This is a genomic window from Vibrio sp. S9_S30, assembly GCF_014694455.1.
In the GTDB taxonomy this organism is placed as follows: domain Bacteria; phylum Pseudomonadota; class Gammaproteobacteria; order Enterobacterales; family Vibrionaceae; genus Vibrio.
This window is the reverse complement of record NZ_JAAUWT010000004.1, coordinates 212,217-236,284: the sequence shown is the minus strand read 5'-3', so window position 1 is coordinate 236,284 and position 24,068 is coordinate 212,217. Positions and strand designations below refer to the sequence as shown.

General features: G+C 44.9%; 21 protein-coding genes. 19 read left to right on the top strand and 2 right to left on the bottom strand.

Annotation, left to right across the window (positions count from 1 at the left end; genetic code table 11):
- The first annotated feature begins 11 nt into the window (after positions 1-11).
- The 4 genes from hutU to HC752_RS06625 all read left to right on the top strand — a co-directional run bounded on the left by hutU (position 12) and on the right by HC752_RS06625 (position 5,407).
- Positions 12-1,694 (top strand): urocanate hydratase, encoded by a 1,683-nt coding sequence (gene hutU / locus HC752_RS06640; protein ID WP_190334351.1) that lies wholly within the window; start codon positions 12-14, stop codon positions 1,692-1,694.
- Positions 1,695-1,705: 11 nt separating this feature from the next.
- Positions 1,706-3,238, top strand: coding sequence for a histidine ammonia-lyase (hutH, locus tag HC752_RS06635; protein ID WP_190334350.1), 1,533 nt, complete (start codon positions 1,706-1,708; stop codon positions 3,236-3,238).
- A 190-nt stretch (positions 3,239-3,428) separates the two neighbouring features.
- On the top strand, positions 3,429-4,154 hold the full coding sequence (locus HC752_RS06630; protein WP_190334349.1) for a DUF3581 domain-containing protein: 726 nt from the start codon (positions 3,429-3,431) through the stop codon (positions 4,152-4,154).
- Positions 4,155-4,381: 227 nt separating this feature from the next.
- On the top strand, positions 4,382-5,407 hold the full coding sequence (locus HC752_RS06625; RefSeq protein ID WP_190334348.1) for a GGDEF domain-containing protein: 1,026 nt from the start codon (positions 4,382-4,384) through the stop codon (positions 5,405-5,407).
- Between the two features lie 138 nt (positions 5,408-5,545).
- Here HC752_RS06625 and HC752_RS25250 read toward each other — a convergent pair whose 3' ends face one another.
- Positions 5,546-6,076 carry a GNAT family N-acetyltransferase gene (locus HC752_RS25250; protein ID WP_190334347.1) on the bottom strand — a complete coding sequence of 177 codons (531 nt, stop codon included), beginning with the start codon at positions 6,074-6,076 and terminating at the stop codon, positions 5,546-5,548.
- A gap of 241 nt (positions 6,077-6,317) precedes the next feature.
- On the bottom strand, positions 6,318-9,356 hold the full coding sequence (gene ydiJ / locus HC752_RS06615) for a D-2-hydroxyglutarate dehydrogenase YdiJ (RefSeq protein ID WP_190334346.1): 3,039 nt from the start codon (positions 9,354-9,356) through the stop codon (positions 6,318-6,320).
- A 220-nt stretch (positions 9,357-9,576) separates the two neighbouring features.
- Here ydiJ and HC752_RS06610 point away from each other — a divergent pair, with 220 nt between their 5' ends.
- From HC752_RS06610 to HC752_RS06540, 15 genes are all read left to right on the top strand, one after another.
- Entirely contained in the window at positions 9,577-10,257 is a 681-nt protein-coding gene (locus tag HC752_RS06610; protein ID WP_190334345.1) for a DUF3334 family protein, read from the top strand.
- A 125-nt stretch (positions 10,258-10,382) separates the two neighbouring features.
- Positions 10,383-11,066, top strand: coding sequence for a DUF2786 domain-containing protein (locus HC752_RS06605; RefSeq protein ID WP_190334344.1), 684 nt, complete (start codon positions 10,383-10,385; stop codon positions 11,064-11,066).
- Positions 11,067-11,412: 346 nt separating this feature from the next.
- On the top strand, positions 11,413-11,607 hold the full coding sequence (locus tag HC752_RS06600; RefSeq protein ID WP_190334343.1) for a hypothetical protein: 195 nt from the start codon (positions 11,413-11,415) through the stop codon (positions 11,605-11,607).
- Positions 11,604-12,638 carry a J domain-containing protein gene (locus HC752_RS06595; RefSeq protein WP_190334342.1) on the top strand — a complete coding sequence of 345 codons (1,035 nt, stop codon included), beginning with the start codon at positions 11,604-11,606 and terminating at the stop codon, positions 12,636-12,638. Before HC752_RS06600 ends, HC752_RS06595 begins: the two co-directional genes overlap by 4 nt.
- Positions 12,639-12,888: 250 nt before the next feature.
- Complete coding sequence (locus tag HC752_RS06590; protein ID WP_190334469.1) at positions 12,889-13,032, top strand: hypothetical protein; 144 nt, start codon at positions 12,889-12,891, stop codon at positions 13,030-13,032.
- Positions 13,033-13,376: 344 nt separating this feature from the next.
- Complete coding sequence (locus HC752_RS06585; protein ID WP_190334341.1) at positions 13,377-13,811, top strand: hypothetical protein; 435 nt, start codon at positions 13,377-13,379, stop codon at positions 13,809-13,811.
- A gap of 518 nt (positions 13,812-14,329) precedes the next feature.
- Positions 14,330-15,436, top strand: coding sequence for a phosphoribosylaminoimidazolesuccinocarboxamide synthase (locus HC752_RS06580; RefSeq protein WP_190334340.1), 1,107 nt, complete (start codon positions 14,330-14,332; stop codon positions 15,434-15,436).
- Between the two features lie 1,088 nt (positions 15,437-16,524).
- The gene (locus tag HC752_RS06575) at positions 16,525-16,896 is read left to right on the top strand and encodes an acyl carrier protein (protein ID WP_190334339.1); all 372 of its coding nucleotides are present in this window, start codon (positions 16,525-16,527) and stop codon (positions 16,894-16,896) included.
- Position 16,897: 1 nt separating this feature from the next.
- Positions 16,898-18,169 carry a beta-ketoacyl-[acyl-carrier-protein] synthase family protein gene (locus HC752_RS06570; protein ID WP_190334338.1) on the top strand — a complete coding sequence of 424 codons (1,272 nt, stop codon included), beginning with the start codon at positions 16,898-16,900 and terminating at the stop codon, positions 18,167-18,169.
- Between the two features lie 185 nt (positions 18,170-18,354).
- Positions 18,355-19,590 carry a beta-ketoacyl-[acyl-carrier-protein] synthase family protein gene (locus HC752_RS06565; RefSeq protein ID WP_190334337.1) on the top strand — a complete coding sequence of 412 codons (1,236 nt, stop codon included), beginning with the start codon at positions 18,355-18,357 and terminating at the stop codon, positions 19,588-19,590.
- Complete coding sequence (locus HC752_RS06560; RefSeq protein WP_190334336.1) at positions 19,587-20,879, top strand: beta-ketoacyl-[acyl-carrier-protein] synthase family protein; 1,293 nt, start codon at positions 19,587-19,589, stop codon at positions 20,877-20,879. The genes HC752_RS06565 and HC752_RS06560 overlap by 4 nt, the downstream gene beginning before the upstream one ends.
- Positions 20,876-21,766 carry a hypothetical protein gene (locus tag HC752_RS06555; protein ID WP_190334335.1) on the top strand — a complete coding sequence of 297 codons (891 nt, stop codon included), beginning with the start codon at positions 20,876-20,878 and terminating at the stop codon, positions 21,764-21,766. Before HC752_RS06560 ends, HC752_RS06555 begins: the two co-directional genes overlap by 4 nt.
- Positions 21,766-22,740, top strand: a complete 975-nt coding sequence (locus tag HC752_RS06550) for a polyketide synthase dehydratase domain-containing protein (RefSeq protein WP_190334334.1) — start codon at positions 21,766-21,768, stop codon at positions 22,738-22,740. The genes HC752_RS06555 and HC752_RS06550 overlap by 1 nt, the downstream gene beginning before the upstream one ends.
- Complete coding sequence (locus tag HC752_RS06545; protein WP_190334333.1) at positions 22,737-23,543, top strand: alpha/beta fold hydrolase; 807 nt, start codon at positions 22,737-22,739, stop codon at positions 23,541-23,543. The genes HC752_RS06550 and HC752_RS06545 overlap by 4 nt, the downstream gene beginning before the upstream one ends.
- Complete coding sequence (locus HC752_RS06540; RefSeq protein WP_190334332.1) at positions 23,536-23,994, top strand: hypothetical protein; 459 nt, start codon at positions 23,536-23,538, stop codon at positions 23,992-23,994. Before HC752_RS06545 ends, HC752_RS06540 begins: the two co-directional genes overlap by 8 nt.
- Positions 23,995-24,068: the final 74 nt, after the last annotated feature.

The following is a 24,068-nucleotide window of genomic DNA, read 5'->3' as shown; positions in this document are numbered from 1 at the left end:
AGGAGTATCCAATGACGGATCCAAGGCTCGACACAACCAGAACCATTCGTGCCCCCCACGGAACACAACTTCGTGCAAAATCGTGGCTAACTGAGGCCCCACTTCGCATGTTAATGAACAACCTTGATCCTGATGTTGCCGAACATCCGCATGCGTTGGTTGTCTACGGCGGCATCGGTCGTGCCGCTCGAAACTGGGCGTGCTACGACAAAATTGTCGAGGTGCTAGAAAGGCTCGAAGACGATCAAACATTGCTGGTCCAGTCAGGTAAACCTGTTGGCGTATTCCCGACTCACAAGCATGCCCCGCGCGTATTGATTGCGAATTCCAACCTCGTTCCTCATTGGGCGAACTGGGAACATTTCAACGAACTCGATAAAGAGGGGTTGATGATGTACGGACAAATGACGGCAGGCTCGTGGATTTACATTGGCTCTCAAGGCATTGTTCAAGGAACGTATGAAACTTTTGTTGCGGTGGCTAAAAAGCACTTCGATGGGCAAGCAAAAGACCGCTGGGTACTCACAGGCGGATTGGGTGGCATGGGCGGTGCGCAGCCACTGGCCGCTACGATGGCGGGCTTTTCAATGATCGCTGTCGAGTGCGATGAAACGCGTATCGACTACCGATTACGGACGGGCTACGTTGATAAAAAAGCCACCAGCATTGATGAAGCCCTGCAAATGATCCAAGACTCCGATACCCCTATCTCTGTCGGATTGCTGGGCAATGCTGCGGATGTTTTCCCAGAATTGGTTAAGCGCGGCATTACGCCAGATGTGGTTACAGACCAAACATCGGCACACGACCCACTTAATGGCTACCTGCCACAAGGGTGGACAATGGACGAAGCTAAAGCTCGCCGCCTTGAAGATGAAGCCGGTGTGGTGAAAGCCGCGAAACAATCCATGGCGATTCAAGTTCAAGCGATGCTGGATTTGCAAAAGCAAGGTGCCGCTACGCTCGATTACGGTAATAACATTCGCCAAATGGCATTGGAAGAAGGCGTGGAGAATGCCTTTGATTTCCCTGGGTTCGTGCCGGCTTACATTCGCCCCTTGTTCTGTGAAGGTATTGGTCCATTCCGCTGGGCAGCGCTTTCTGGTGACCCAGAAGACATTTACAAAACGGATCAAAAAGTCAAAGAACTGATCCCAGACGACCCACATTTACACAATTGGCTCGACATGGCTCGTGAGCGCATCCAATTCCAAGGTTTGCCTGCACGCATATGTTGGGTTGGACTGAAAGATCGTGAGCGGCTTGGTCAGGCATTCAATGAAATGGTGAAAAACGGTGAACTGAAAGCACCAGTTGTCATCGGTCGTGACCACCTAGATTCAGGTTCCGTCGCCAGCCCTAACCGCGAAACAGAAGGCATGAAAGATGGCTCTGACGCGGTATCAGATTGGCCGCTACTGAATGCTCTATTGAACACAGCCGGTGGCGCAACGTGGGTATCGCTTCACCATGGTGGTGGTGTAGGCATGGGCTTCTCTCAACACTCTGGTATGGTGATTTGTTGTGACGGCTCGGATGACGCGTCTGAGCGTATCGCTCGTGTATTACATAACGATCCAGCAACGGGCGTAATGCGCCACGCGGATGCGGGTTACGACATCGCGAAACACTGCGCAAAAGAGCAGAAATTGGATCTGCCAATGTTGAACGAAGAACTAAGCCGTCTGAAATGAGTGAGAAACCCATGAACAATTTAAAACTAAACCCAGGAAACATCAGCCTAAGCCAGCTACGTGAAGTGAGCCGTGCCCCTATCCACCTTTCACTCGATCCATCGGCCATTCCAAACATCGAGGCGAGTACGCAAGTCGTGAATGAAGTGATTGCGGAAAACCGTGTCGTTTACGGCATCAATACAGGATTCGGGCTTTTAGCGAATACACGTATTGCGCCAGAAGATCTCGAAGTACTTCAAAGAAGTATCGTACTTTCCCATGCCGCGGGTATCGGCAAACTGATGCACGACGAAACCGTTCGCTTAATGATGGTATTGAAAATAAACAGTTTAGCTCGCGGTTATTCAGGAATTCGATTAAAAGTCATCGACGCGCTCATCAAACTGGTCAATTCTCGAGTCTATCCGTGTGTCCCTCAAAAAGGCTCCGTTGGCGCATCTGGCGACTTAGCCCCCCTCGCACACATGAGCACCATATTACTCGGTGAAGGGGAAGCGCGTCACAATGGCAAAATCATATCGGGTATTGAAGCACTCAAAATTGCCGGTTTAGAGCCCATCACCCTTGCCCCCAAAGAAGGGTTGGCACTACTGAATGGCACACAAGCTTCCACCGCATTTGCGTTAGAAGGGCTATTTGCAGCCGAAGATTTATTTGCGTCTGCTACGGTATGTGGTGCCATGTCGGTAGAGGCGGCCCTAGGTAGCCGTCGTCCATTCGACCCTCGTATTCATCGGGTTCGCGGCCATCGTAGCCAAATGGATGCTGCCACTGCCTATCGACATTTGCTGGATAACCGCAGTGAAATTGGCGAATCCCATACCGACTGCGAAAAAGTTCAAGATCCGTATTCACTGCGCTGTCAGCCGCAGGTCATGGGGGCGTGTTTACAGCAAATTCGCAATTCTGCTGAAATACTGCAAGTGGAAGCCAACTCAGTGTCTGATAACCCGCTCGTTTTTGCCGACGACGGCGACATCATTTCAGGAGGTAACTTCCATGCGGAGCCTGTTGCCATGGCAGCCGATAACTTGGCGTTAGCGATTGCGGAAATTGGGAGCTTGTCTGAACGTCGTATGGCACTACTGATAGATAGCGCGCTGAGTAAGCTTCCACCGTTTCTTGTGGATAATGGCGGCGTCAACTCTGGTTTTATGATTGCTCAAGTAACAGCGGCGGCGTTAGCGAGTGAAAACAAAACCTTGGCTCACCCAGCCTCAATCGACAGCCTTCCGACGTCCGCAAACCAAGAGGATCATGTTTCTATGGCAACATTTGCAGGCAGACGCCTGAGAGACATGGCAGAAAACACCCGTGGAATCCTCGCCGTTGAGTATCTATCAGCGGCTCAAGGCTTAGACTTCCGCGCTCCATTAAAATCGTCTCCTCGTATTGAAGAGGCTAAACAGATCCTAAGAGAAAAGGTGTCCTTTTATGATAAGGACCGTTACTTCGCTCCAGACATCGAACAAGCAAATGCCCTACTAAAACTTGCTGTTCACAACCACTTAATGCCAGAAAAGACATTAGCATCGGTTTAGCAAACCGCTTGGCTTTTAAAAACGAGGTGATTTCAAAGCACATCATCTAAACCGATTCTAAACAAACTGTCTTTTTGTGCACAAAACCATAAGATAACCTCCCCTCGGGGAGGTTAATTTTCACTGGATAGACCATTTCCCAATAAATGTCGGATATAATCGCGGAAGTTTTTGTAATTAACCGTGAATTATGTTTCTAACACCTTACTTCTCAATCCAAGGCAATCAATTTCAGTTCACTCGCCAGCAAGCAAGTCATTTTGCTAAGAAAGTGGCGGGCGATTACAACCCAATCCATGACGAAGACAATAAACGCTTCTGTGTTCCTGGCGATTTGCTATTTGCTGTTCTCCTCAATCAGGAAGGCGTGAGTCAAAAAATGAGATTTGACTTTTCGGGGATGGTATCAGAAGGCATTGCCTTGTCTGTTGAAGAAAAAGGAAAAACGGAAAGTGCGTTAGTCGATGAACATGGCAAAGAGTACTTGCACATGCACCATGAAGGTGATGTATCAAAAGACGCTAAGTTCATTGAATACCTGACGAAATCTTATGTTCAGTTTTCTGGCATGAATTTTCCTCACATCATGGTGCCTCTTATGGAGGACAAGCAAATGATGATTAATTGCCAGCGACCGCTCGTCATGTATGAGAGCATGGAAGTAGAGTTCACTCGCATCGATTTGTCTGAACCTGTAGTCGAATTTTCTGGTGCGACGTTCGATATTGAAGGTAAACGTGGTCTGGTTACACTTAACTTCCGTTTTATTGAGGATGGGGAAGTGGTAGGTAAAGGTGTGAAGCGCATGGTCGCGTCTGGTCTTAAACCTTACGAAAAAGAAGCCGTCGATGACTTAGTCGAACGTTTTAATGCTCGTAAAGATGCATTCATTGCCGCACAAGTCGAAGCCGCGTGATCTCACGCACTGATTTCTTTGAATCCCGAGCCTTGCTCGGGATTTTTATTTCTGCCTTCTTTTCCAAGTTTGTCGCCTAATTCACAATCCACTCAGTTTCTGTGCAATCCTATGACTCAATTTACCCTAGAGTTTGTTATACTTTTGTTAGATAACATCGCGCTTTGCTGGTACCTCAAACATGGAGATTCAATGTTATGAGTGCTGCCTCGACATGAGGTTTACATATGCTAAGAAAAAGAACGCCAGAATGGATGGCGTCAAATTACGGGTTATTGGAGCTAAACGAGCATCATAAAGTGCTCCGTTTTATTACCATTGTTTCATTGCTCACCTTTCTACCATTTTCAATTAAGAATGTAATACTGGGGGAATACTTTTATGCCGCGCTACTGATGACCTTTGAGCTTTCACTGTTACTCGAAGTGTATTGGTTTTACACCAGACAACGTTCCATGATCAGTTATTTGTTTCCTGTAACGTTGTTAATCGCGTGTGGAATTTTTGCCATCCCAGTATTAGGGATCAATGGCTCTTTTTGGGCCTTTCCTATCGCTGTCAGTGTTGTTTTTATTATGCCCACCAAAATATCGTTGGCCTTTAACGTTATTATGGTCATTGGTATCACCATCACAGGTTATTTCTACATCGAGCATTCCACCTTGCTTCGCATTGTTGGTGCACTCTCAATCACGGCTTTCTTTTCCCATTTTGTCACGACTTCGTTTCGCAACTTGCAAGACCGATTTAAAGAGCTGTCGATTACGGATTCAATGACGGGCGCCTACAATCGGGCTCAACTCGACGCGTTTTTAGGGACGGCACTTGAACTTCATCAAAAGACAGGGCTGTCTTCCACGATCGCGCTCATCGATATTGATAACTTCAAACAAGTGAATGACAAGTTTGGTCATGATATAGGCGACCTAATGATTCAGTCTGTGGTAAGGGTTTTCAAAGAAACGGCGCGCCCCAATGATTTCATTTTCCGTTTGGGAGGTGATGAGTTTTTAATTTTGTATAGAAAGTCTGGATTGAAAGACAGCTATATCCGGTTAGAAAAGCTACGACAACAAGTGTCTGAATTACGAATACACAATAATCTTACTGCATCGATTAGCGCGGGTATAACGTCTTCCAACGCAGATATCAATATCAGTCAATGGATGAAAAACGCAGACCTCTCGCTGTATACCGCAAAACACAACGGTCGTAATAGGATAGAACGCTATAAAGAAGAGTATGTCAGTTAACAGCCTGACTGCTTTGGGGGCGATGTTATGACCGTGTTAAAACGAAACAGTCTGTGAATCATATCTTGTGTAAGACCAAGCCTATCTTGTGAAACACCATTTATTGGCGTTATCGGAACGCAATTGGGTGGCAGACAACTACAATACATTGAGCTCTAATCGGTACTCATAACAATCAATCACACATCCGTTGATGCACGTAAAATCGTTAACCGTACCAATATGCTGAAACTGGTTATTTAGAAGCACCCTTTGAGAAGCGACATTTTGGGTTGCCGCATACGCCCGAAGGGTGGTCAAACCTCGGTAAGTTTTTGCGTAGTGAATCAATTGCTGTGTCGCCAATGTTGCTAGCCCTTGTCCACTTGACCGCTCAGCAATGCGATACCCCACCCACGCCTCACCTTTCTTTAAGTCGATACCATGTAGATTGGCACGACCGAGGATTTCACCCCGACCATTCTTGATCAAGATAGGTAGCATCGTCATGCTTTGGTAATCCTTCAAACACTCGCGAATGTGCAGATTGACGCCTTTCATGCAATAAAAGCCTTCCGGTCTGTCATCGATGTACGTTTCAAACCACCGTCGATTCGCACGTTCAAAACGCAGTAAATCTTCACAATCTAAGTAGCTGAGTACCGGAAACGTAAACAAATTATCTTGCACTGCAATGACCTTTGTCCAGATAAGAAAAATGAACGCAAATAGTGAACTCCATGCAGTGAAACCACAAATTTTGTAGTGATTATTTATTTAGATTATTGAGATCGGTAGCAAAAAAGATAAGAAACCTGAATCAAAAAAGCGAAGCCTGAGCTTCGCTTTTTTTAAATTAATGACGATCCCACAGCGCTCTTTTCCTTAGAATGAACCAGAATACAAGGCGGCGAATCTGGGGGAGTCATCGCTAAACTAAAGTCAGTAGAGCTTGTAACGGGTGTTGCAGTTTCTCGTTAGCAAATCGCTTTACTTGGCTCCGACAGGAGTAGCCAGTAACAAGGCAGCGGCTCTTATCAAGCGCATCCAATTTAGGTTCCCAACTCAGACCATAAATGTCTTTGGACATATTCAGCTTATCCACCTCATGCCCAAATGTACCCGCCATTCCACAGCACCCTACTGGAACCGTATTCAGTTTGGCACCGAAATGAGAGAATATCGCCCCCCACTCCTTTTCGGCATTCGGCATTTTGGTTTTCTCGGTACAGTGCGCAAACAAGTACCAAGGCTTATCTTCATTGCTATGAGAGAGGTTCAGTTCATTCAATCTTGGCAATAGCCATTCGTGAACCGTCAGCACATCAAAGTCGCCTCTCTTTTCATTCAGCACTTCTTGATATTCATCGCGGTAACAAAGCACCAACGCCGGATCAACCCCCACCATTGGAATGCCAGTATCCGCGACAAGGGAAAGAAAATCCGCGGTATTCTTAGCTGAAGCGGCAAATTGAGCAAGAAAGCCTTTTATATGTTGTGCCTTACCATTGGGTTTAAATGGCAATAAAACTGGCTTTTTACCCAACTTTCTAGCAAGCAGAATAAAGTCTTCAACCACTTCTGCATCGTAGAAACTGGTGAAAGGATCCTGCACAATGAGTACATAATCTTTCTTCTCGACGGCTGACAATCCGTTCAGAAACTTAAGATCAAATTTCGTGCTTTCGTAAGGCGTTAACCGCTGAATGAGTGTCGGCACACTCATGAGTGGTGCATCAACGTATCCGACGGTTTTCACCGTCAAGGACTGAACCCATTTTTGATTCAGTACGAAATTCACTGTTTTTGGCATTTTTGCCATCAGCGGCAGCATGGTTTCAATGTTAGCGACTAAATAATCTTTAGCCGGACGCTGATAGCGAGAGTAGTAGATATTCAGAAAACGAGAGCGAAAGCTGGGGACATCCACCTTTATCGGACATTGGCTAGCACACGCCTTACAGGCCAAACACCCATTCATTGCTTCGTAAACTTCGTGTGAAAAGTCATACTCATGACGTTTATTAATCGTGTTTCTCACTCGGTTCAAAAGCGTTTTAACGGTGGCACTGCCTTTCAAGGTTTGTTGCTCTAAATCCAGAATATCAATCCCGTGTTCAGTCAACTGCCTTAACCATTCGCGAACCATACCCGCACGGCCTTTAGGAGAGTGGCGACGATCAGCGGTCACTTTCATCGAAGGACACATTGGAGAGCTGGTATCGTAGTTGAAGCACAATCCGTTGCCATTGCACTCCATTGCCTGCTTAAAGCTGTCACGCACTTCCACAGGGATTTGTCGGTCATACATTCCGCGTTTGGCATCGGTCACCTTGACCAATTCGGCATCGCTGCCTAGCGGGGTGCAAATCTTACCCGGATTCATTTTGTTGAATGGATCAAACGCCGCTTTGACTCGGCGAAGCTCTAAAAACAGCGATTCACCAAAAAACTCAGGACCGTACTCGGAACGATACCCTTTACCATGTTCTCCCCACATCAGTCCGCCGTATTTGGAGACAAGCTTAACCACATCGTCGGAAATTTGGTGCATTAACGCTTCTTGCTCTGGATCGCAGAGATCCAAGGCAGGACGAACATGAAGAACACCAGCGTCCACATGACCGAACATTCCGTAGTTTAACTTTTTAGCATCCAAGAGCTCACGAAATTCCTGAATGAAATCCGCTAAATGTTCAGGTGGTACGCAGGTATCTTCTGCAAATGCGACCGGTTTAGCTTTCCCTTTGGTCGCACCAAGCAGACCGACCGCTTTTTTACGCATTCCGTAAATACGGCCGATACTCGCAAGATCACTGCACACTTGATACCCGATAACGCCGCCCTCTTCGCTCGCCAGCATTTGGTCAAGTTTACTTGTCAGGCTAGAGACTTGTTGATCGACCAGTTCACCGTCTTGTCCAGCAAATTCGACAATATTAATTCCAAGCATTTCTTTGCCAGGAACGTCCGTAAGTAACTCGCTCACGGTGTGCCAAACAATATCCTGCTTCGCTAAATTCAATACACGAGAGTCGATGGTTTCAACGGATAACGCATTAGCTTCAACCATAAAAGGGGCGTTTCTCAGCGCAGAATCAAATGTGTTGTATTTCACGTTGACCAGCGTTCTGGCTTTGGGAATCAAAGTGAGGTTCAGTTTGGCTTCTGTAATAAAGGCAAGCGAACCTTCTGCTCCACATAACACGCGGGTAAAATCAAACGCATCCTCTTCTTCATTGAAGGCATTTTTTAAATCATAGCCCGTTAAGAATCGGTTGAGTGGCGGGAATTTATCGACGATTTCGGCGCGTTTCCCTCGGCAGACTTGCTCCGTAACGGACAGCGCTTGATGAGCCAAGGTGCCTTCTTCAGGTTTAACATCACTAAGATCACTCTCAATGATTGAACCGTCTGAAAAAACAGCCTGAAGTGATAGGACGTGATCCGAGGTTTTGCCATAAACAAGCGAACCTTGCCCAGAGGCATCGGTGTTGATCATCCCCCCGAGCGTCGCGCGGTTACTGGTAGAAAGTTCAGGAGAAAAGAAGTAACCGTATGGGCGAACAACCTCATTCAGCTTATCTTTTACTATTCCGGTTTGGACTCGGACCCACCCTTCTTTCTCGTTAATTTCCAACACGTTATTCATATGACGAGAAAGATCGACAACAATACCTTTTGTTAAAGATTGCCCATTCGTCCCCGTTCCAGCGCCTCTCGGCGAGAACGTTACTTGTTGATATTCAGACTGATGACCTATTCGTCCAATCAGTTGAACATCTTCTGTTGTTTTGGGGTGAATAACGGCTTGAGGCAGCTGCTGGTATACGCTGTTATCGGTAGCAACCGCCAAGCGACTAGAGTACATAGACTCAATATCGCCAGTAAAACCTGCACTTTGAAGTTCTTCGAGGTATTGTTTAACGACAGGTTCAACATCCGACTGGTGTTGTAATCTTGGTAACATTATGCTTCCTGCTCCCTAATGGCTGATCCGTTCAACCGGGATAAAAATGGTTTAGACATTGCGATTTATTTTTTGATTTTCGTCACTTTACAACATTTCAGAGCTTGATAAAAACAGAAAGTACGCATGAAATTGAATCGTTTGCTTACTTTTTTGAATTTTTCGTCCACACTTCAATACAAGCAAACATTTTCTCCTATCGTTGTTAAGCGAAATCCATATGAAAAAAAGCAAAATAGTTACAACAGAAGATATTCTTTTAAAGCTGTGCCAATCGGTTTGTGGTGTGCTCCAGTCCGCTACGGATTCCAAAATCTCATACTCAGCTATGGTACAAAAGATCAATAAGACGAGCTTAAAACCTGATTTTGGGTGTTTTGTACTGTTCGATGGTGGGTTTTCAGGGCTGGTAGTGATCAACTTTACGGCTCAGTCTGCACTAGAGCTTTACCAAAATTACATGCGCAACATGGGTATGCCAGAAGAAGAACTCGCTATCTTGCATACGTCTGATGAAGTTGGTGATGTTCTGGGTGAACTGATGAATCAACTTGTTGGTGACTTTACAAATAAGATTCGTAAAGAGCTACAAACCAACATTACGCAAAACCAACCTAAAATGCTGGCCATTAACAAACAGGTCATGCTTTCCGTTGATACGAATTTAGATAGACCTCAAGCGCGTCGTGTCTCTTTCTCTACAGAGAAAAATAACATTTTCTATTTAGAGCTGGCGATGGACAAGACTGAGTTTATCCAGCTTGAAGAGTTTGAAGCGGAAGATGAAACCAGTGTTGACGACATTCTTGAACAAGAGCGAGCAAAATCATCAGCAAAATTAGAAGATATCCCACCAGCAGATGACATTGCCAACGATTTGCTTGATGAATTAGGCATCTAAGCCACATCCACTCATAACCTCCAAACGCCACAGTAATTCACTCGTGGCGTTTTTGCCTTCATCCCTTCCCCTCTCCTTTCTAACACGGTAAAATGGTCGACTTTTCAAATTGACTTGCTGTGGACATGGACAAAAAGAAAGCCCTAAAGAAAATTGCCAAATGTTTGGAGCTAGGTAACTCAGCTAACGTAAACGAAGCCGCTAATGCGATTAAAATGGCGCACAGTTTAATGCTCAAATACGGGCTTGATAAAGACGATATCGAATTTATCAAGATGGGAAAAACACAGTCCAGCCACCTGCTTCCCGCGAGTGTTTCTTCTACTCTGCTAAGGATCATTAGAGGTATAAACACCAAATTTGGCGTCGAAGCCGTTTTACTCAACCACAAAGGTCTCAAAAAATTAGAGTTTATAGGCGAAGCAGACAGAGCCATCTTTGCTGCATTCGCTTTCGATATTATTTATCGAGAAATGAATGAACAAACTGGTCAATTTCGAAATGGCTTTGCCGGTTCTGGTACCAGTAGTATCGAAGTTCAACGACGAGTGTCTTCTTTCCTTTCAGGTTGGATTGAAGGGGCGCTAGAGAAGTTGCCCGAAATTGCACCGGATGATGATTCCAACAATAAGATCAATAACTACATCGACAAAGAATTCCAAAACATTGACCGTGAAACCTTTAAGCAACAGTTAAGGGAAGCGATGAAGAACATCACTGCTGACTATGAAGTGGGGCTGAAAAAAGGCCGGCGCGTGTCCGTCAATCGCCCCGTCGAAGGGGCTCGGACAGCAAAACTCCTCAAGTAAGCTTTCCCCAAAACGCCCAATTGGGCGTTTTTTTGTGCTCAAAAAAGCGCAAAGCAAGCACGATCCGATTTTCGATAATGCGACAACTGAAGGACGCACTTGCAATAGACGTGTCGAAATTCAAATACTGCTGATGTAATTCAGCATAGTGCGAGAAGTTCAACTAAACTTGATGGTGAATTGCACTTATGGTGAATTGCGCTTAATGCTATACCCAAGTGACCTCAGTATACGGAGTTCAGAGCCTCATCGGCTGTTTCAGTTCAAGACTCTCTCTTTGAAGAGAAGTAACGCAGCATAAGGGTGAGCCCTTTCCAAGTGCTTTGACAAGGAAATGGAACAGAATATGGGCTCCCAATGGGTGTGTCTGCTTATCTATCATGCTTTGTTATTGATTTTTGATTTAGTTCGACAAGATCTTCAAATCAATGCCTCGCCTGAAAACCAAGCAGGGCTCACTGAAACTGGCATATTGAGGCGACTTGGGTATAAAATCAGCCCCTCTGGGGCTGTTTTTATCTCTATCGAATGGACTATATGAAACATATCTCAATTATTATTGCTGTCTTATTTTCATTCGTGCTCCCGAAAGCCAATGCTGCCTCTATTGAGGAATTGGAGTCAAAAGCAAACAAACAAGACCCCGTTGCTCAGTACTCTTTAGCTCAAGCATTCTTTCAAGGAAATGGGGTGCCTAAAGACCCTCAATCCGCCATTGTGTGGCTTAGAAGCTCCGCCGAAAACGGATACCCTTTGGCTCAGCTCAAACTCGCCAATGCGTACGACTCTGGTTTAGCCATTGAGGAAAACCGAGATAAGGCAGTCTATTGGTATACCAAGTCTGCGGTTCAAGGCCTCGCACGAGCTCAGTTAAAGCTTGGTGCCATCTACGAACGCTCATACCGTGATTCGAAAAACATTGCGGATTTAGAAACCGCGGAAGTGTGGTACAGGGTGGCATTAGAAAATAACAGCAGCCAAGCAGAGAGTGCCTATAACCGTGTACTGGAAACTCAATTCAATCATAGGAAAGCAGCGCAACTTAATCAACTTGATCAGTTAGACAAGCTCTCTTCTGAACCCCGAAATGCGCAAGGCTCATCCCCCACTCCCATTGAAAAAGACTTGGATTGGTATCTAACCAAATACCAGATAGAAATCATGTACGCCTTGGCAGGCTTAGCCCTATTCATCTTATTGCTCGTTGCTATGATACTTATCGGAAAGAATCGAAGAAACCATAAAAATGCGGCATTAGAAAGCAAGGTTTCGAACCAATCACTGCAATCCAAAATACTGAGAAGAAAGCTTGATCAAGCGCATCAACAAATACTAAAACAAAATGGAATGCTGGAAGAACTCCAGTCTGCCGCTAAAAATCAGAAGTATCATATCGCTTGCGCGGTATTTGGATTTAACCCCAAACGTTTGCCTAAAAAAGATGTGATCAAAAACCGTTACAAAAAGCTCTGTCGTGTATATCATCCCGACACGAATGGCAGTGATGAAGAGATGCGACGATTAAACACCGCACTAAAGCTCATTTTGCAACAAAATGTTAATAAAATATAACTTTCATTTAACATTTAAATCGTCGATATGTCATAATTCTCTGCCTATATTTACCCAAGGTCTTTACTCACTGAACACAACGCTCCATAGATGCGTGTGTTAGACCAAAATTGAGTCTCTTCTCGCGATATCGCCTAGGTATTTTGAGAATTCTGATGAACTCATTGGAATGTTATCGAATAGATGAATATTCACAGCTGTGTCGACACACCTAGAAGAGTAACGACCAAGCAGTTTTGAAGAGGGGGAAATGTGTTCGAAATTGAAGGAATTTGCGATTGGTGCAAAAAGCCAAGCTATCTTACTCGCCACAATTACATCGACGGCAAGTATCATCATTCATGCGAAAAATGCAATGACTTGGCGAGGCTTGATGTTCGTCAATTTAATCTAGCTGAACAGCAGTTAAGAGACCGACGCGAAGAATGACTCCAAGCAAAACGATATAGAAAGCGCCTTTTTATGGCGCTTTTTTCATTTTTCCCTACCGCCATTCCAACATACCCAGTTCCGTGCGTGATTTTCAGATTAGACCTCGACTTATCGTCCAACCCATCCTAAAACCAATACTTGACCTGTTTATTTAGACAGTGGTTTTGATTTTTTATTTTACTTTAAAATCAATTGTTTATAAAAAACCTTAAAAAATAAATCAAAAAAAATGCAAAAACATGCTTGCTAATTAACCAAAATGACATTACTGTTAATTCATACAGTATGTATAAGGAAACAGTACCCATGTATGACTTACAACGTGCCAAACGAAATCAACACACTTCACTTAACCGTTTTAACGCTACGTCGTTTGACAGAAGTCCGGCTCATTCTGGATCTAACGTTGATCGATGTGCTGAACTAGCCAAGCTCTCGCGAGGTTCAAAATGGGTACTGTTAACGAATGAATGCCCTAAACCACAAGCATCGACATTAAAGCGCTATCAGATTAATGCTCAGCACCTGCTGCAAATGATGCCATCAAGGAAGATGACCGAAAAAGAAGTCGTCTTAAAAGCACTTCAATCTGGCAATGCCAGCGCTGTCATTGCCAGTAAAAGTATCTCCGCAATCGATCAAAAACATCTATTACAACGAGCAGCTCAATTAAATTGCACCTTGTTCTTTGTGCACGACGCATCGGAGCTTTTTTCTATTGAAGATTCGCTAGTACACTAGATTTATGAGTAGACTATGTTCATGAGTAAACTGGATTTAAGAAAAGACGAAACTCAACAAAGACCAAGTGGCGTATGCCCATTCTGATAGGTAAGTAGGTTTCCCCTTTCTGTACGCGACCACTTCATTTGTACGTGACCACTTCTAATCAAATATCCATACTGCGCACATTCCACTGCGAGCCCCATTTGGGGCTTAGCTTTTTTAAAAGTCCGCCGAACTCGTCAGCTACGAAGCCTGACTGGTTGAATCTACGCTGCCAAAATAACCATCCAACACCTTTCATTGGCAAACGTTTGCTTTTTGTCTGGAAGAGTAAAAAAGTTCTGGTATCATGCGCAACATCTGCACTTTTCGGAGTGGGCATTGCCGCTCTGAGGTTAGTTTGGTCTCATCTCGTTCAACAACATCGACACCGCCGTCGCTGTCATTGATTCGAGCTTTCAAAACCATTTAGAGCAAACCAAACTGACTCTTTGTGCCCTCTTTGACGTTTGAAATTAGATAGGAATGTCGCAATGAGCTTAGCTGATCAAGTACTTGCCGTTAATGATGATCTCCCAATTCGTACGAACAAACCCGTCCATAGCGGTAAAGTTCGTTCTGTTTACTGGCTAACTGAAGAAGACAGCCAAAGACTGATCAAAGAAAAAGGGTATGACGTTTCACCAGATGCACCTTTGGCAATTATGGTTATCAGCGACAGAATCTCAGCCTTTGACTGCATTTGGCACGGAGAAGGCGGTTTAAAAGGGGTTCCTGGAAAAGGCGCAGCACTAAACGCCATCTCAAATCACTGGTTTAAATTGTTCAAAGATAATGGCTTGGCAGACAGTCACATTCTTGATATTCCTCATCCATTTGTTTGGATCGTGCAAAAAGCAAAACCTGTGATGATCGAGGCTATTTGTCGTAAATACATTACAGGGTCAATGTGGCGTGCCTATGCAAACGGCGAACGTGAGTTCTGTGGCATAGAGCTTCCAGAGCATCTCGAAAAGGATAAAGCCCTACCAGAACTGCTAATGACGCCATCGACAAAAGGTATTTTGAAGGGTATTCCTGGCGTTCCTGAAGCCGACGACGTCAACGTCACTCGAAAGAACATTGAAGATAACTACGAAGCTTTCAATTTTTCAAAAGCCGATGATATCGCCCATTACGAAAACCTACTGAAAGAAGGGTTCGAGGTGATCAGCAAAGCGCTTGCAGAGATTAACCAAATTTTTGTTGATACGAAGTTTGAGTTTGGTTACGTCACTGATGCTTCTGGCAATGAAAAGCTGATCTACATGGACGAAGTGGGTACACCCGATTCTTCGCGCATTTGGGATGAAGCGGAATACAATAAAGGTCGGATTGTTGAGAATTCGAAAGAAGGGTTCAGACAGTTCTTATTAAACTACTTCCCAGAACCCGACATTCTACTGAACAAAGAGCGCATGGACGAACGCTTCGCTCTCGCAAAGAACAACGTACTGCCAGAATCTGCTCTGATGGATATCTCCAAAACTTACCTCGACATCGCAGAAAAGATTACTGGCAAAGCAATCGTCCTAAGCGACAACCCAAAACAGGAAATCATCCACGTTCTTCGTAACCAGTACAACCTCATCGTAGATTGATTATCTCTACTCAATGTCCCCATACAGCCAGCTCAACATAGAGCTGGCTTTTTTGTTGGTTGTTACTCACTAAGCAGCTTAAAAAAGTGTGATATCGATCCTTCATTTGAACCCAAACGCACTGTAAACGGAACTAACCTCTCCTTACCATATCGACTTATTGCATCTTTGCAGCTAAATTCACGACGTCCAGCCAGCCCCACTAGAAACAGAAGTGTGTTTGTCTGAGCAAAGGGTGACTCCACCGTTGCGAAATAGGACTGGTGTGTCAATGGCGCTTATACCCAAATCGTGTGCAAGGATGAGCTTCTAGGTCATCATTACACACTATGCTTAGTTACCATTAGCACCAAGGAAGACATCCACATTACGGGCTGTTTTAAGACGAAAAGCGGATAAAAACCAGATTGGAGCGAAACATACTCCCTTTTTATTCATGGGAAAAATATTGAGTTCATGTCAATTATACGATTTTACGTATATTTACAGCCTTGAGCATTATATTACTAACGCAGTACATCTGAGCAATACTCGAGACGGCTTCGGGGCTCGTAATCCACTGCATTTAACCCCTTCTGAAGTACGTTTTTTCTGTACTTCAAAAAGCATCGAGCCTGTATAGGGTAACGAGTTAAATAGAAAATAAAGTGAACAATATTGGCATTTAGAATAGATTATTAATCAATATTAGTGCCATTTATTGCATTTCATTTTCAATTTATCGCCCATGATTTATAAAAGTAAAAGTTACTGAATCCTGGATATTCGGAAATCAAACCACCTTTTCATAATTAATTTTATATTTAACTTCAATAGATATCCTTAATTAACTATTTAGTCAATTTCAATGATTTGAAATAATAGAAAAATCAATAAACAAACATCCAAAGAGAAAAGATATTAATGATATAAACAATATTTAAATTTATTATTAAAATGCGACGCACTACTAATTCTTTTTATCATTAATAAAAGGAAGGGGTAATCTCACCCTAATGATTTACTTGATAAATAATTGTTTTACAAGACTTTTTTATTCATGCTAGAGTTTTAAAAGATGTTCAGATACACAGTAAAAAGGAAATAGAATGTTATTTAATGAAGTAAGTGAAATTCTTGTAGAAGTATTAGGTGTTGAACCTGAAGAAGTAACAGAACAGGCAAATCTCGTTGATGACCTTGCTGCGGAGTCTATCGATTTTGTCGACATCATTTATTCAATAGAGCAAAAGTACCAACTTAAAATTTCAGCTGGAGATATATTTCCGGCATTCTTGCAAGAGGGTAACTTTTTAAATTCGGAAGGTAAGGTTTCTGACGAGATAATTTCAAGACTTAGAAGTGATTATCCTCATTATTCCGATTCCGTTATAAGTGAATTTATAAACAACCAATCAGCCGATGTATTTTTCAGAGTTGATAGTCTCGTAAAATTCGTTTCTCACAAACAGGCAGCATAATATGAAACCTTCAGATGTCGTCATAACTGGAATGGGTTTATATACCTCATTGGGCAATACCGTTTCAGAGGTATGGAATCAAGTCTTGGATAATCAGTCTGGAATTAAACCAATCAGCCGCCAAGACTGGTTGTCTGGTCATGGCGTTCATCTGTTGGCTTCTTGCAAAGACTCATTCCATTTTTCCGATTTCTACGGAAGTTGGAACATAAGCAAAAAGAATTTAAGGAACATGGGCAGAATAAGCACCATGTTTTGCCATTCAGTACTGAGTGCACTGGAAGACGCAGGATTCGATTCTCCTCAATCCCTACCTGCACTTTCTTCAGGCATGATTGTCGGAACAGGTGTATCACTGTGCGATGAGCATCAACCCACGCCTCTCGCCTCTCGCAATCCCAAGTGGTTTCTTGATACCTACCCAAACATTGTACTGGCTCAATCCTCGGTCGCGACGGGGATCACCGGGTATGGCAACACCATCGTCAACGCGTGCACGAGTGCTAGCCTCGCTATCGGGCAGGCTTACAACATGATCCGTTCCGGTGAAGCAACCGTTATGGTCGCAGGAGGGGCTGACAGCCGGCTTTCTCCCTCTTTTCTCTCTGGTTTTAGCCAGCTCAACATGCACTCCAAAAGCGATGATGCTGTTCGCGCTATGAGACCATTCGACAAACTCAGAAACGGGTTTGTACTTGGAGAAGGAGCTGGAGCATTGGTGCTCGAAAGTCGGGAGCACGCGATTCAAAGGGGGGCGAAAATACTGGCCAGCGTCGCAGGTTTTTCCTCTTCCATGGATGCTTTTAGGATGACGGATCCCTGCCCTAGAGGTAAAGCGAAAGCGATGCGCGGTGCGTTAGCCGATGCGAATTTACAGCCACATCAAATTGATTACATTAATGCACATGGCACTTCAACGCTCTCCAATGACAAAGAAGAATCGAAAGCCATTAACGATGTTTTTCAAGATCGCTGCCCATTAGTGAACAGCAGTAAAGCCATGCTAGGACATACATTGGCTGCAAGCGGTGCCATTGAATCCATCATCTGTGTCCAAAGCCTACTCACTCAAACGTTGCACGCCAATCCAAACCTCGATCATCTCGATCCCTCATGCGATATCAATTTGGTTGGGAAATCCCCGATACCCCATCAGCTTCGTTACTGCATGAACAATTCAAGTGGTATAGGGGGCTCCAACACCACTTTAATATTTGAACGTAATTCAATTCCCGAGACAAAGACTGAACACGTTACTACGGTTCAATTTTAGCCTCGGAGCTATTCGACCTTGGAACAATTCAACCTTGGAACAATTCAACCTTGAAACAATTTGGCCTTGAAACAATTCGACCTTGAAACAATGCAACCTAAGAACAATGCAACCTAAGAACGATTCAACCTCGGAACAATTTAACCTCAGAATTATTCAACCTCAGGAAAAATAAGGAAATATCCATGCCAACACCTGTTGCGGTGATTACCGGACTGGGCGGGTTTACTCCGCTCGGAATCACCCTTGATGAACATTTAGCCGGGCATCAGCAAGCTGAAACGGGGATTCGATTTAACGACACCTATCCCTATCCACTTGGTGCTGCACCCGATTTTAATCCACGCGATTTTATCAAAGATAAAAAATCCATTCGCATGATGACGCTACAAGTTAAGCTTGGCGTTTCCAGCGCAACGTTGGCTTTTCGCGATGCTCAGTTGGATTCAAATCAACTTGCGCAATATGAGGAAACCAGTGGCGTTATCTACGGATCTTTTTTCTGCCAAGGTTTTCAAAACTGCACGTCACCTTATCTTGCCAGTCTTAACGATGACCTTTCCATTAACTACGAATCGTTAGGTTTGGAACATTATCGTCAATTCCCACCTCTGTGGATCTTACCCCGTCTACCGAATACCGCTGGGGGGCAAGTGTCCATTCAATATGGGCTACGTGGAATGAGCTACAGCATTGTCAATGGTCCGGCTGGCGCCGTCATGGCCGTGGGGGAAGCCATGGAAGCCATTCAAGATGGGCGGGCTACCCATATTCTCGCGGGCGCGGCAGAGTCTGAAGCTTCTTTGGATCATACGTTTAGGCTTGAACAAAAACACCCCGTTGCTAAAACATTGGAAGATGAAGGCGTTGTGCCCGCTGAAGCGGGAGTGAGCTTTGTCATTGAAAGCAAAGCGTTAGCAAATCAGCGCGGTCAAGACCATTATGGCGAAGTGGTTGCTTATCAAAACAATTACTTGCCTAAGTTATTTAAGCAATCAAAACAGAGCACCATCTCTGCCATTGAAGCGCACTTTCAGAAGCTGTTACACAAAGCCGATACCCACCCGTCGCACATCGATGCCATCCAGTTAGCTCTGTCCGGCATTCCAGAGTTAGACGAATGTGAAGCGCAAGCCGCATTCAACGTTTTTGGTGGCAACATTCCCGTTGTGTGTTCAAACGACTACACCGGATTTGCGTACGGTGCAGCGGGCGGTTGCTCGTTATTTTATGCCTGCTTGCAATTAAAGCATCAATACCTTGCGCCTGTTTTAAATATCGAGCGCAAACCACTGAATAAACAACTGAATTACGTCCAGAGCTTAAACAACAACCCATCGCTCAAACGGATCATTTGTCATCACATTGACTATCTCGGCAATGAAGTCAGCTTATTGATAAACAAGGAGTCAGAATCATGAAACGCGTGGTCGTAACTGGCATGGGAGCCGTTAGTGCCTTTGGCGCAGGGTCGGAAACATTATGGCAATCTCTATTAGCGGGTAAGAATGGCATAAGCCACATTAACCACCTGCCCATTAAAGGCGACATTGTCTCGATTGCTGCCACGATGCCTTCAATGGAAGAACACATTCTTGCCAACCGCAAATTGGCCGCCATGTCCACGGCAGACCCATCCATCAAAAAGTTCTTCCTTGCCATTGAAGAAGCCGTCAATCAATCGGGCATCGATTTCTCCGATCCTGTCTACCAAGACACCGCCTGCATGATTGCTGATCGCCCCTATAGCCCAACAATGGATGTTGATACCTACTTGCCCACTTTTGCAAAAGCCATCACTGATGGTGAAGTGAACCTCAAGGCTTGGCTAAACGAGCTTAGGAAATGCCCTACCCTTGCTACTCGAACACAAGTAGATGATGCAGATAGCATTAATCATTTCACCTCACGTTATTACGATCTTACTGGTCCGAGCTTGAGTATCGGCACCGCCTGCGCGTCAGGTAATAACGCCATTGGCGAAGCGTTTGAGAAAATTCGCCGTGGTCGAATGACCTCCGCCATCGTCGGTGGGGCATACGATTTCGACCTTAATGCCATGATCGGATTTACCCGTATTGGGGCACTCACAACCAATCCAGATATCGATACCGCATGCCGACCTTTCGATGCAAATCGAAGCGGCTTTGTGATGGGCAGTGGCTGCGGAGTCCTTATCTTGGAGGAATTGGAATCGGCACAGAAACGCGGGGCGACCATTTTAGCCGAAGTGACGGGATACGGTTCTTACACGGATGGCTATCGAGCAACAGATCCGGATCCAGAAGGAAGAGCCGCGTGCCGAACATTAGCCGGTGCATTGAATACCGCGGGGTTAAAACCTGAACAGATTGACTACATCAACGCTCACGGCACGTCAACCAAAATGAATGACAAAACAGAAACCAATGCGATTAAAAAAGTGTTTGGAGAACAGGCTTACCGCGTTCCCATCTCTTCTACTAAGTCCATGATTGGTCATGGAATTATGGCAGCAGGGGCATTGGAGGCTATCGCATGCATAAACGCGATGCGTGATGGCGTGATACATGGGACTCGTAACTACCAAACACCCGATCCCGAGCTCGATTTGGATTACGTTGGGGAAGGCAAAAGAACGCTACACGTTCGCCACGCGATGTCCAATAACTTTGGCTTCGGTGGTCAAAATGCGACCGTCATATTTTCTAAGTTTGGAGATGAAGAATGACCTCTAGCCTTATACAACATAGCCTTGATTCACAAGAATTTGAGAACCAAACACTGCGCAGCGTTCTGAGCATCAATTTAACGGAACATCGCTACTTATATTCCCACAAGATCAACGGTAACGTCGTTATTCCGACCGTCTTTCTGATGGAATACGCGGTTGCACTTCTTCAACAAAGCCCCTTTGTGGAAGAATTCGAGAACGGGAAACTCGATATTCAGAGCTTCTCACTGTGCCACATTCAGTCTAGGCGCTTTATTCAGGTTCAGCCTGATATTGATAACAAACTGTACATCGAATGGCGTAAGCAAAACAACGATTACGCCCTATCGATAGGGTGCGACAAACTGTCTAAAAGCGGAAGCGTTATTCGAATGAACGTTCTTGCGCTTACCGCGATGCTCGAATTCAAGCGAGATGACGCCCCTACGCATAAAAAACCGAGCGATGTTACACCCATTAAACTGTCGGTGTTACACAATTTCCGCAGGAAATCTGCAGCCATCATGGGGTCACTATTTGGCACAACAAATTTTGACTATCAATGGTCCCCAACAGAGCATTGTTTAGATGGACACTCCGATCTGAAAGACAGCCTTAATTACTATCTTGGCAGCAGTGCGGAAATCTCGTTTGCCACACCCGCTCATGGTGCCATTTCCGGCGTGCAATATCTGGTTTTTTATTCCTACCTAACACACCGCCCTGCATGGCCGGCGGATATCGAATCGTTACGATTTTATGGTCCCGTAAAAGAGTCGCACCTCATCACACAAGTCTCCCGAGGAAAAAATGAGGGTTACGTAAACGTCACGGTGTGGAATAGCTCAGACATGAGCCTGATCGCGGAATTCAAGAATTACCAACTACAGGAGAAACGCAACTGATGACGACTTCAACGCCTTTTTTCATTCATTGGGCCGACTCAATCCAAAAAACGGACGATCGAGTACAACTCAACATCACCATCGACCCGAATAAAATGGTGGCGCTCAAACACCATGTGTTTGGTGGTCTTTGCTTATTTCCATTTGCCTATACAACGGAGCTGCTTGTTCAAACGGCGGCACACTGTGCCGATGTCGACACCCCTTTCCCGCTCTACATAGAAAAAGTAGAACAGCTTCGAGGCATTGCGATTCCGTTTGGCAAAACGCAATCTCTCTCCGTTGAATGCACCAAAAACGCGACGGGGCAATTTGACCTCCGTTTAACGATGGACTTGACCAACAAAAACGGAAAAGTGATTCGTAAGGATTGCGTCGTCGCAACGGCTACCATTGATGTTCAAAGCCAGCACGCAAGCACCCATCACACCAATAAACCGAAAGCGCTAAACCCACTGCAATTGCCTCAATCTCTTTACTACCAAACGTTCCACCCAACTCATGGACCACTGTTTCAAACGATTACCGGTGACATCTATTTGGATGATGAACTGGAGGGCATCGCCGGAAAATTCAATTTGGCACAGTTAGAACATTGGCAATCCATCCAACCGGGGCTGCGTTTCTGGTTATCGCCTTTGGCTTTCGATTCCGTTTTACAGCTTTCCGTTTTGAACTGCATCCAAATTGAAAGCACGACCAAACCTCAATTCCACGCCAAACTCCCTGTTCGAATGGAAGGGGCTTATTTCCCTACGCCTTTTGTTGCCGACACAGACTACACAGTACGTGGCTTTGTGAATAAGGTGGACGACAAAGACCAACAATCGCGCTTTTGCGTAGCGAAAGACAATGGCGAACAAGTGGCATGGCTCTCTAACGTAACGCTGCGCCGCGCGCCTCATAAACACTTTGAAGCGCGTAACCTCCTTGAAGATTTCGAACACTATCGGCAGGAAGAGGTCATCTTGTGAAGTACACCACCCCTGAGTTTGAGCTTAACTACACAGTAAAAGGCAACCAGAATGCACCGAACACACTGGTTTTCATGAACGGTATTTTTCATGGAGAGCCCTCTTGGATAAAGCAAAGCCGTTTTCCTTTCTTTAAGACAGCGCACAGGCAAGTGTTCATCGATTACCCTGGATGTGGCGAATCACGCGTTTTTTCTGAATTCTCGTACGATCAACTGTGCGACGCCATCGCAGGTTTACTTCAAGAATTGACCCTGCCTAACATCACCTTAGTTGGGTATTCATTTGGCGGCATACTGTCATTGGAGCTGGCGAAACGAAATCCACACCTTATTCGTCAGCTTGTGATGGTGAACTCGGCAATCGACATCTCGCTAAAAGGCAAAAAAATGATGGCGAACGTAAAGCACATGCTGGAAACCGATGTGCCACTCGCCACCATATTCCAAGGCACATACTCTTGGTTCTTTAGCGACGATTACTTGGAGCAATTAGAGGACTTCCAAACGCAAATTGTCCAACGGTATGTCGAATATAACCACAATCGACATTCCGTTATCTCCTTCTTAAACGCGATCGGCGATCGCACGAGTGCCAACACACTGCCATTAACCATGCCTGCATTGTTGGTCGGCACAGAAGGCGATGTTATTTGCCCACCCAAACTGCAAAAAGCGCTTATCGATTCGAACCCGACGTTCGAATGGGCTTGTCTGCCGCTCGACACCCATGCCGCGAACATCGAAGCACACGCCTTGGTAAACCAAACCATTCGTGCCTTTCTGGAGCCCCAATATGCATAATCCATTTAATTTGTACGTCACCAACGCTGAACATCAATTGCAGAGATTTCCTCTCTCGAACGAGCAAACGCTATCTGACGAAATCAGCAAAACACTGGCTGAGTCAAACCAGCCGATTGTTTTAAGCCATCAAGGCAAAAGCAACGCCAATGCCTTGGATGAGTTATTCCAAATTTTCCACCAGCTATACCGACCATTAATGCGAAAGCGCGGCTGTCAAGTTTGGGTGCATTGGCAACAGAGCGATGACACCATCATTCAAACAGGGGCCCAAACGCTCTGTCAAATTGCCGCAATGGAACTGGCTGGGAAAAAGGCTCGGATCAATTTCATCAGTAGCGAAAAGGCCATGGACAAAAACACCTACCTTCAATTACTTGAACTGAAAGGCTGCGAATACCTTACCGCGCAGTCAGTACAATGGAACATGGCAAACCGCCATGCGCTGTAAATAGCAGTGCGTTGTAAATAGCAGTGCGCTGTAAATAGCGATTCATTGTCAATGGCTTTTCGTTGTAAGTAGCC

Excerpts from the sequence above, each read along its gene's own strand:
- hutU (WP_190334351.1), top strand. The coding sequence starts at position 12 with ATGACGGATCCAAGGCTCGACACAACCAGAACCATTCGTGCCCCCCAC.
- hutH (WP_190334350.1), top strand. The coding sequence starts at position 1,706 with ATGAACAATTTAAAACTAAACCCAGGAAACATCAGCCTAAGCCAGCTA.
- HC752_RS06630 (WP_190334349.1), top strand. The coding sequence starts at position 3,429 with ATGTTTCTAACACCTTACTTCTCAATCCAAGGCAATCAATTTCAGTTC.
- HC752_RS06625 (WP_190334348.1), top strand. The coding sequence starts at position 4,382 with ATGCTAAGAAAAAGAACGCCAGAATGGATGGCGTCAAATTACGGGTTA.
- ydiJ (WP_190334346.1), bottom strand. The coding sequence starts at position 9,356 with ATGTTACCAAGATTACAACACCAGTCGGATGTTGAACCTGTCGTTAAA.
- HC752_RS06610 (WP_190334345.1), top strand. The coding sequence starts at position 9,577 with ATGAAAAAAAGCAAAATAGTTACAACAGAAGATATTCTTTTAAAGCTG.
- HC752_RS06605 (WP_190334344.1), top strand. The coding sequence starts at position 10,383 with ATGGACAAAAAGAAAGCCCTAAAGAAAATTGCCAAATGTTTGGAGCTA.
- HC752_RS06600 (WP_190334343.1), top strand. The coding sequence starts at position 11,413 with ATGGGCTCCCAATGGGTGTGTCTGCTTATCTATCATGCTTTGTTATTG.
- HC752_RS06595 (WP_190334342.1), top strand. The coding sequence starts at position 11,604 with ATGAAACATATCTCAATTATTATTGCTGTCTTATTTTCATTCGTGCTC.
- HC752_RS06590 (WP_190334469.1), top strand. The coding sequence starts at position 12,889 with ATGTGTTCGAAATTGAAGGAATTTGCGATTGGTGCAAAAAGCCAAGCT.
- HC752_RS06585 (WP_190334341.1), top strand. The coding sequence starts at position 13,377 with ATGTATGACTTACAACGTGCCAAACGAAATCAACACACTTCACTTAAC.
- HC752_RS06580 (WP_190334340.1), top strand. The coding sequence starts at position 14,330 with ATGAGCTTAGCTGATCAAGTACTTGCCGTTAATGATGATCTCCCAATT.
- HC752_RS06575 (WP_190334339.1), top strand. The coding sequence starts at position 16,525 with ATGTTATTTAATGAAGTAAGTGAAATTCTTGTAGAAGTATTAGGTGTT.
- HC752_RS06570 (WP_190334338.1), top strand. The coding sequence starts at position 16,898 with ATGAAACCTTCAGATGTCGTCATAACTGGAATGGGTTTATATACCTCA.
- HC752_RS06565 (WP_190334337.1), top strand. The coding sequence starts at position 18,355 with ATGCCAACACCTGTTGCGGTGATTACCGGACTGGGCGGGTTTACTCCG.
- HC752_RS06560 (WP_190334336.1), top strand. The coding sequence starts at position 19,587 with ATGAAACGCGTGGTCGTAACTGGCATGGGAGCCGTTAGTGCCTTTGGC.
- HC752_RS06555 (WP_190334335.1), top strand. The coding sequence starts at position 20,876 with ATGACCTCTAGCCTTATACAACATAGCCTTGATTCACAAGAATTTGAG.
- HC752_RS06550 (WP_190334334.1), top strand. The coding sequence starts at position 21,766 with ATGACGACTTCAACGCCTTTTTTCATTCATTGGGCCGACTCAATCCAA.
- HC752_RS06540 (WP_190334332.1), top strand. The coding sequence starts at position 23,536 with ATGCATAATCCATTTAATTTGTACGTCACCAACGCTGAACATCAATTG.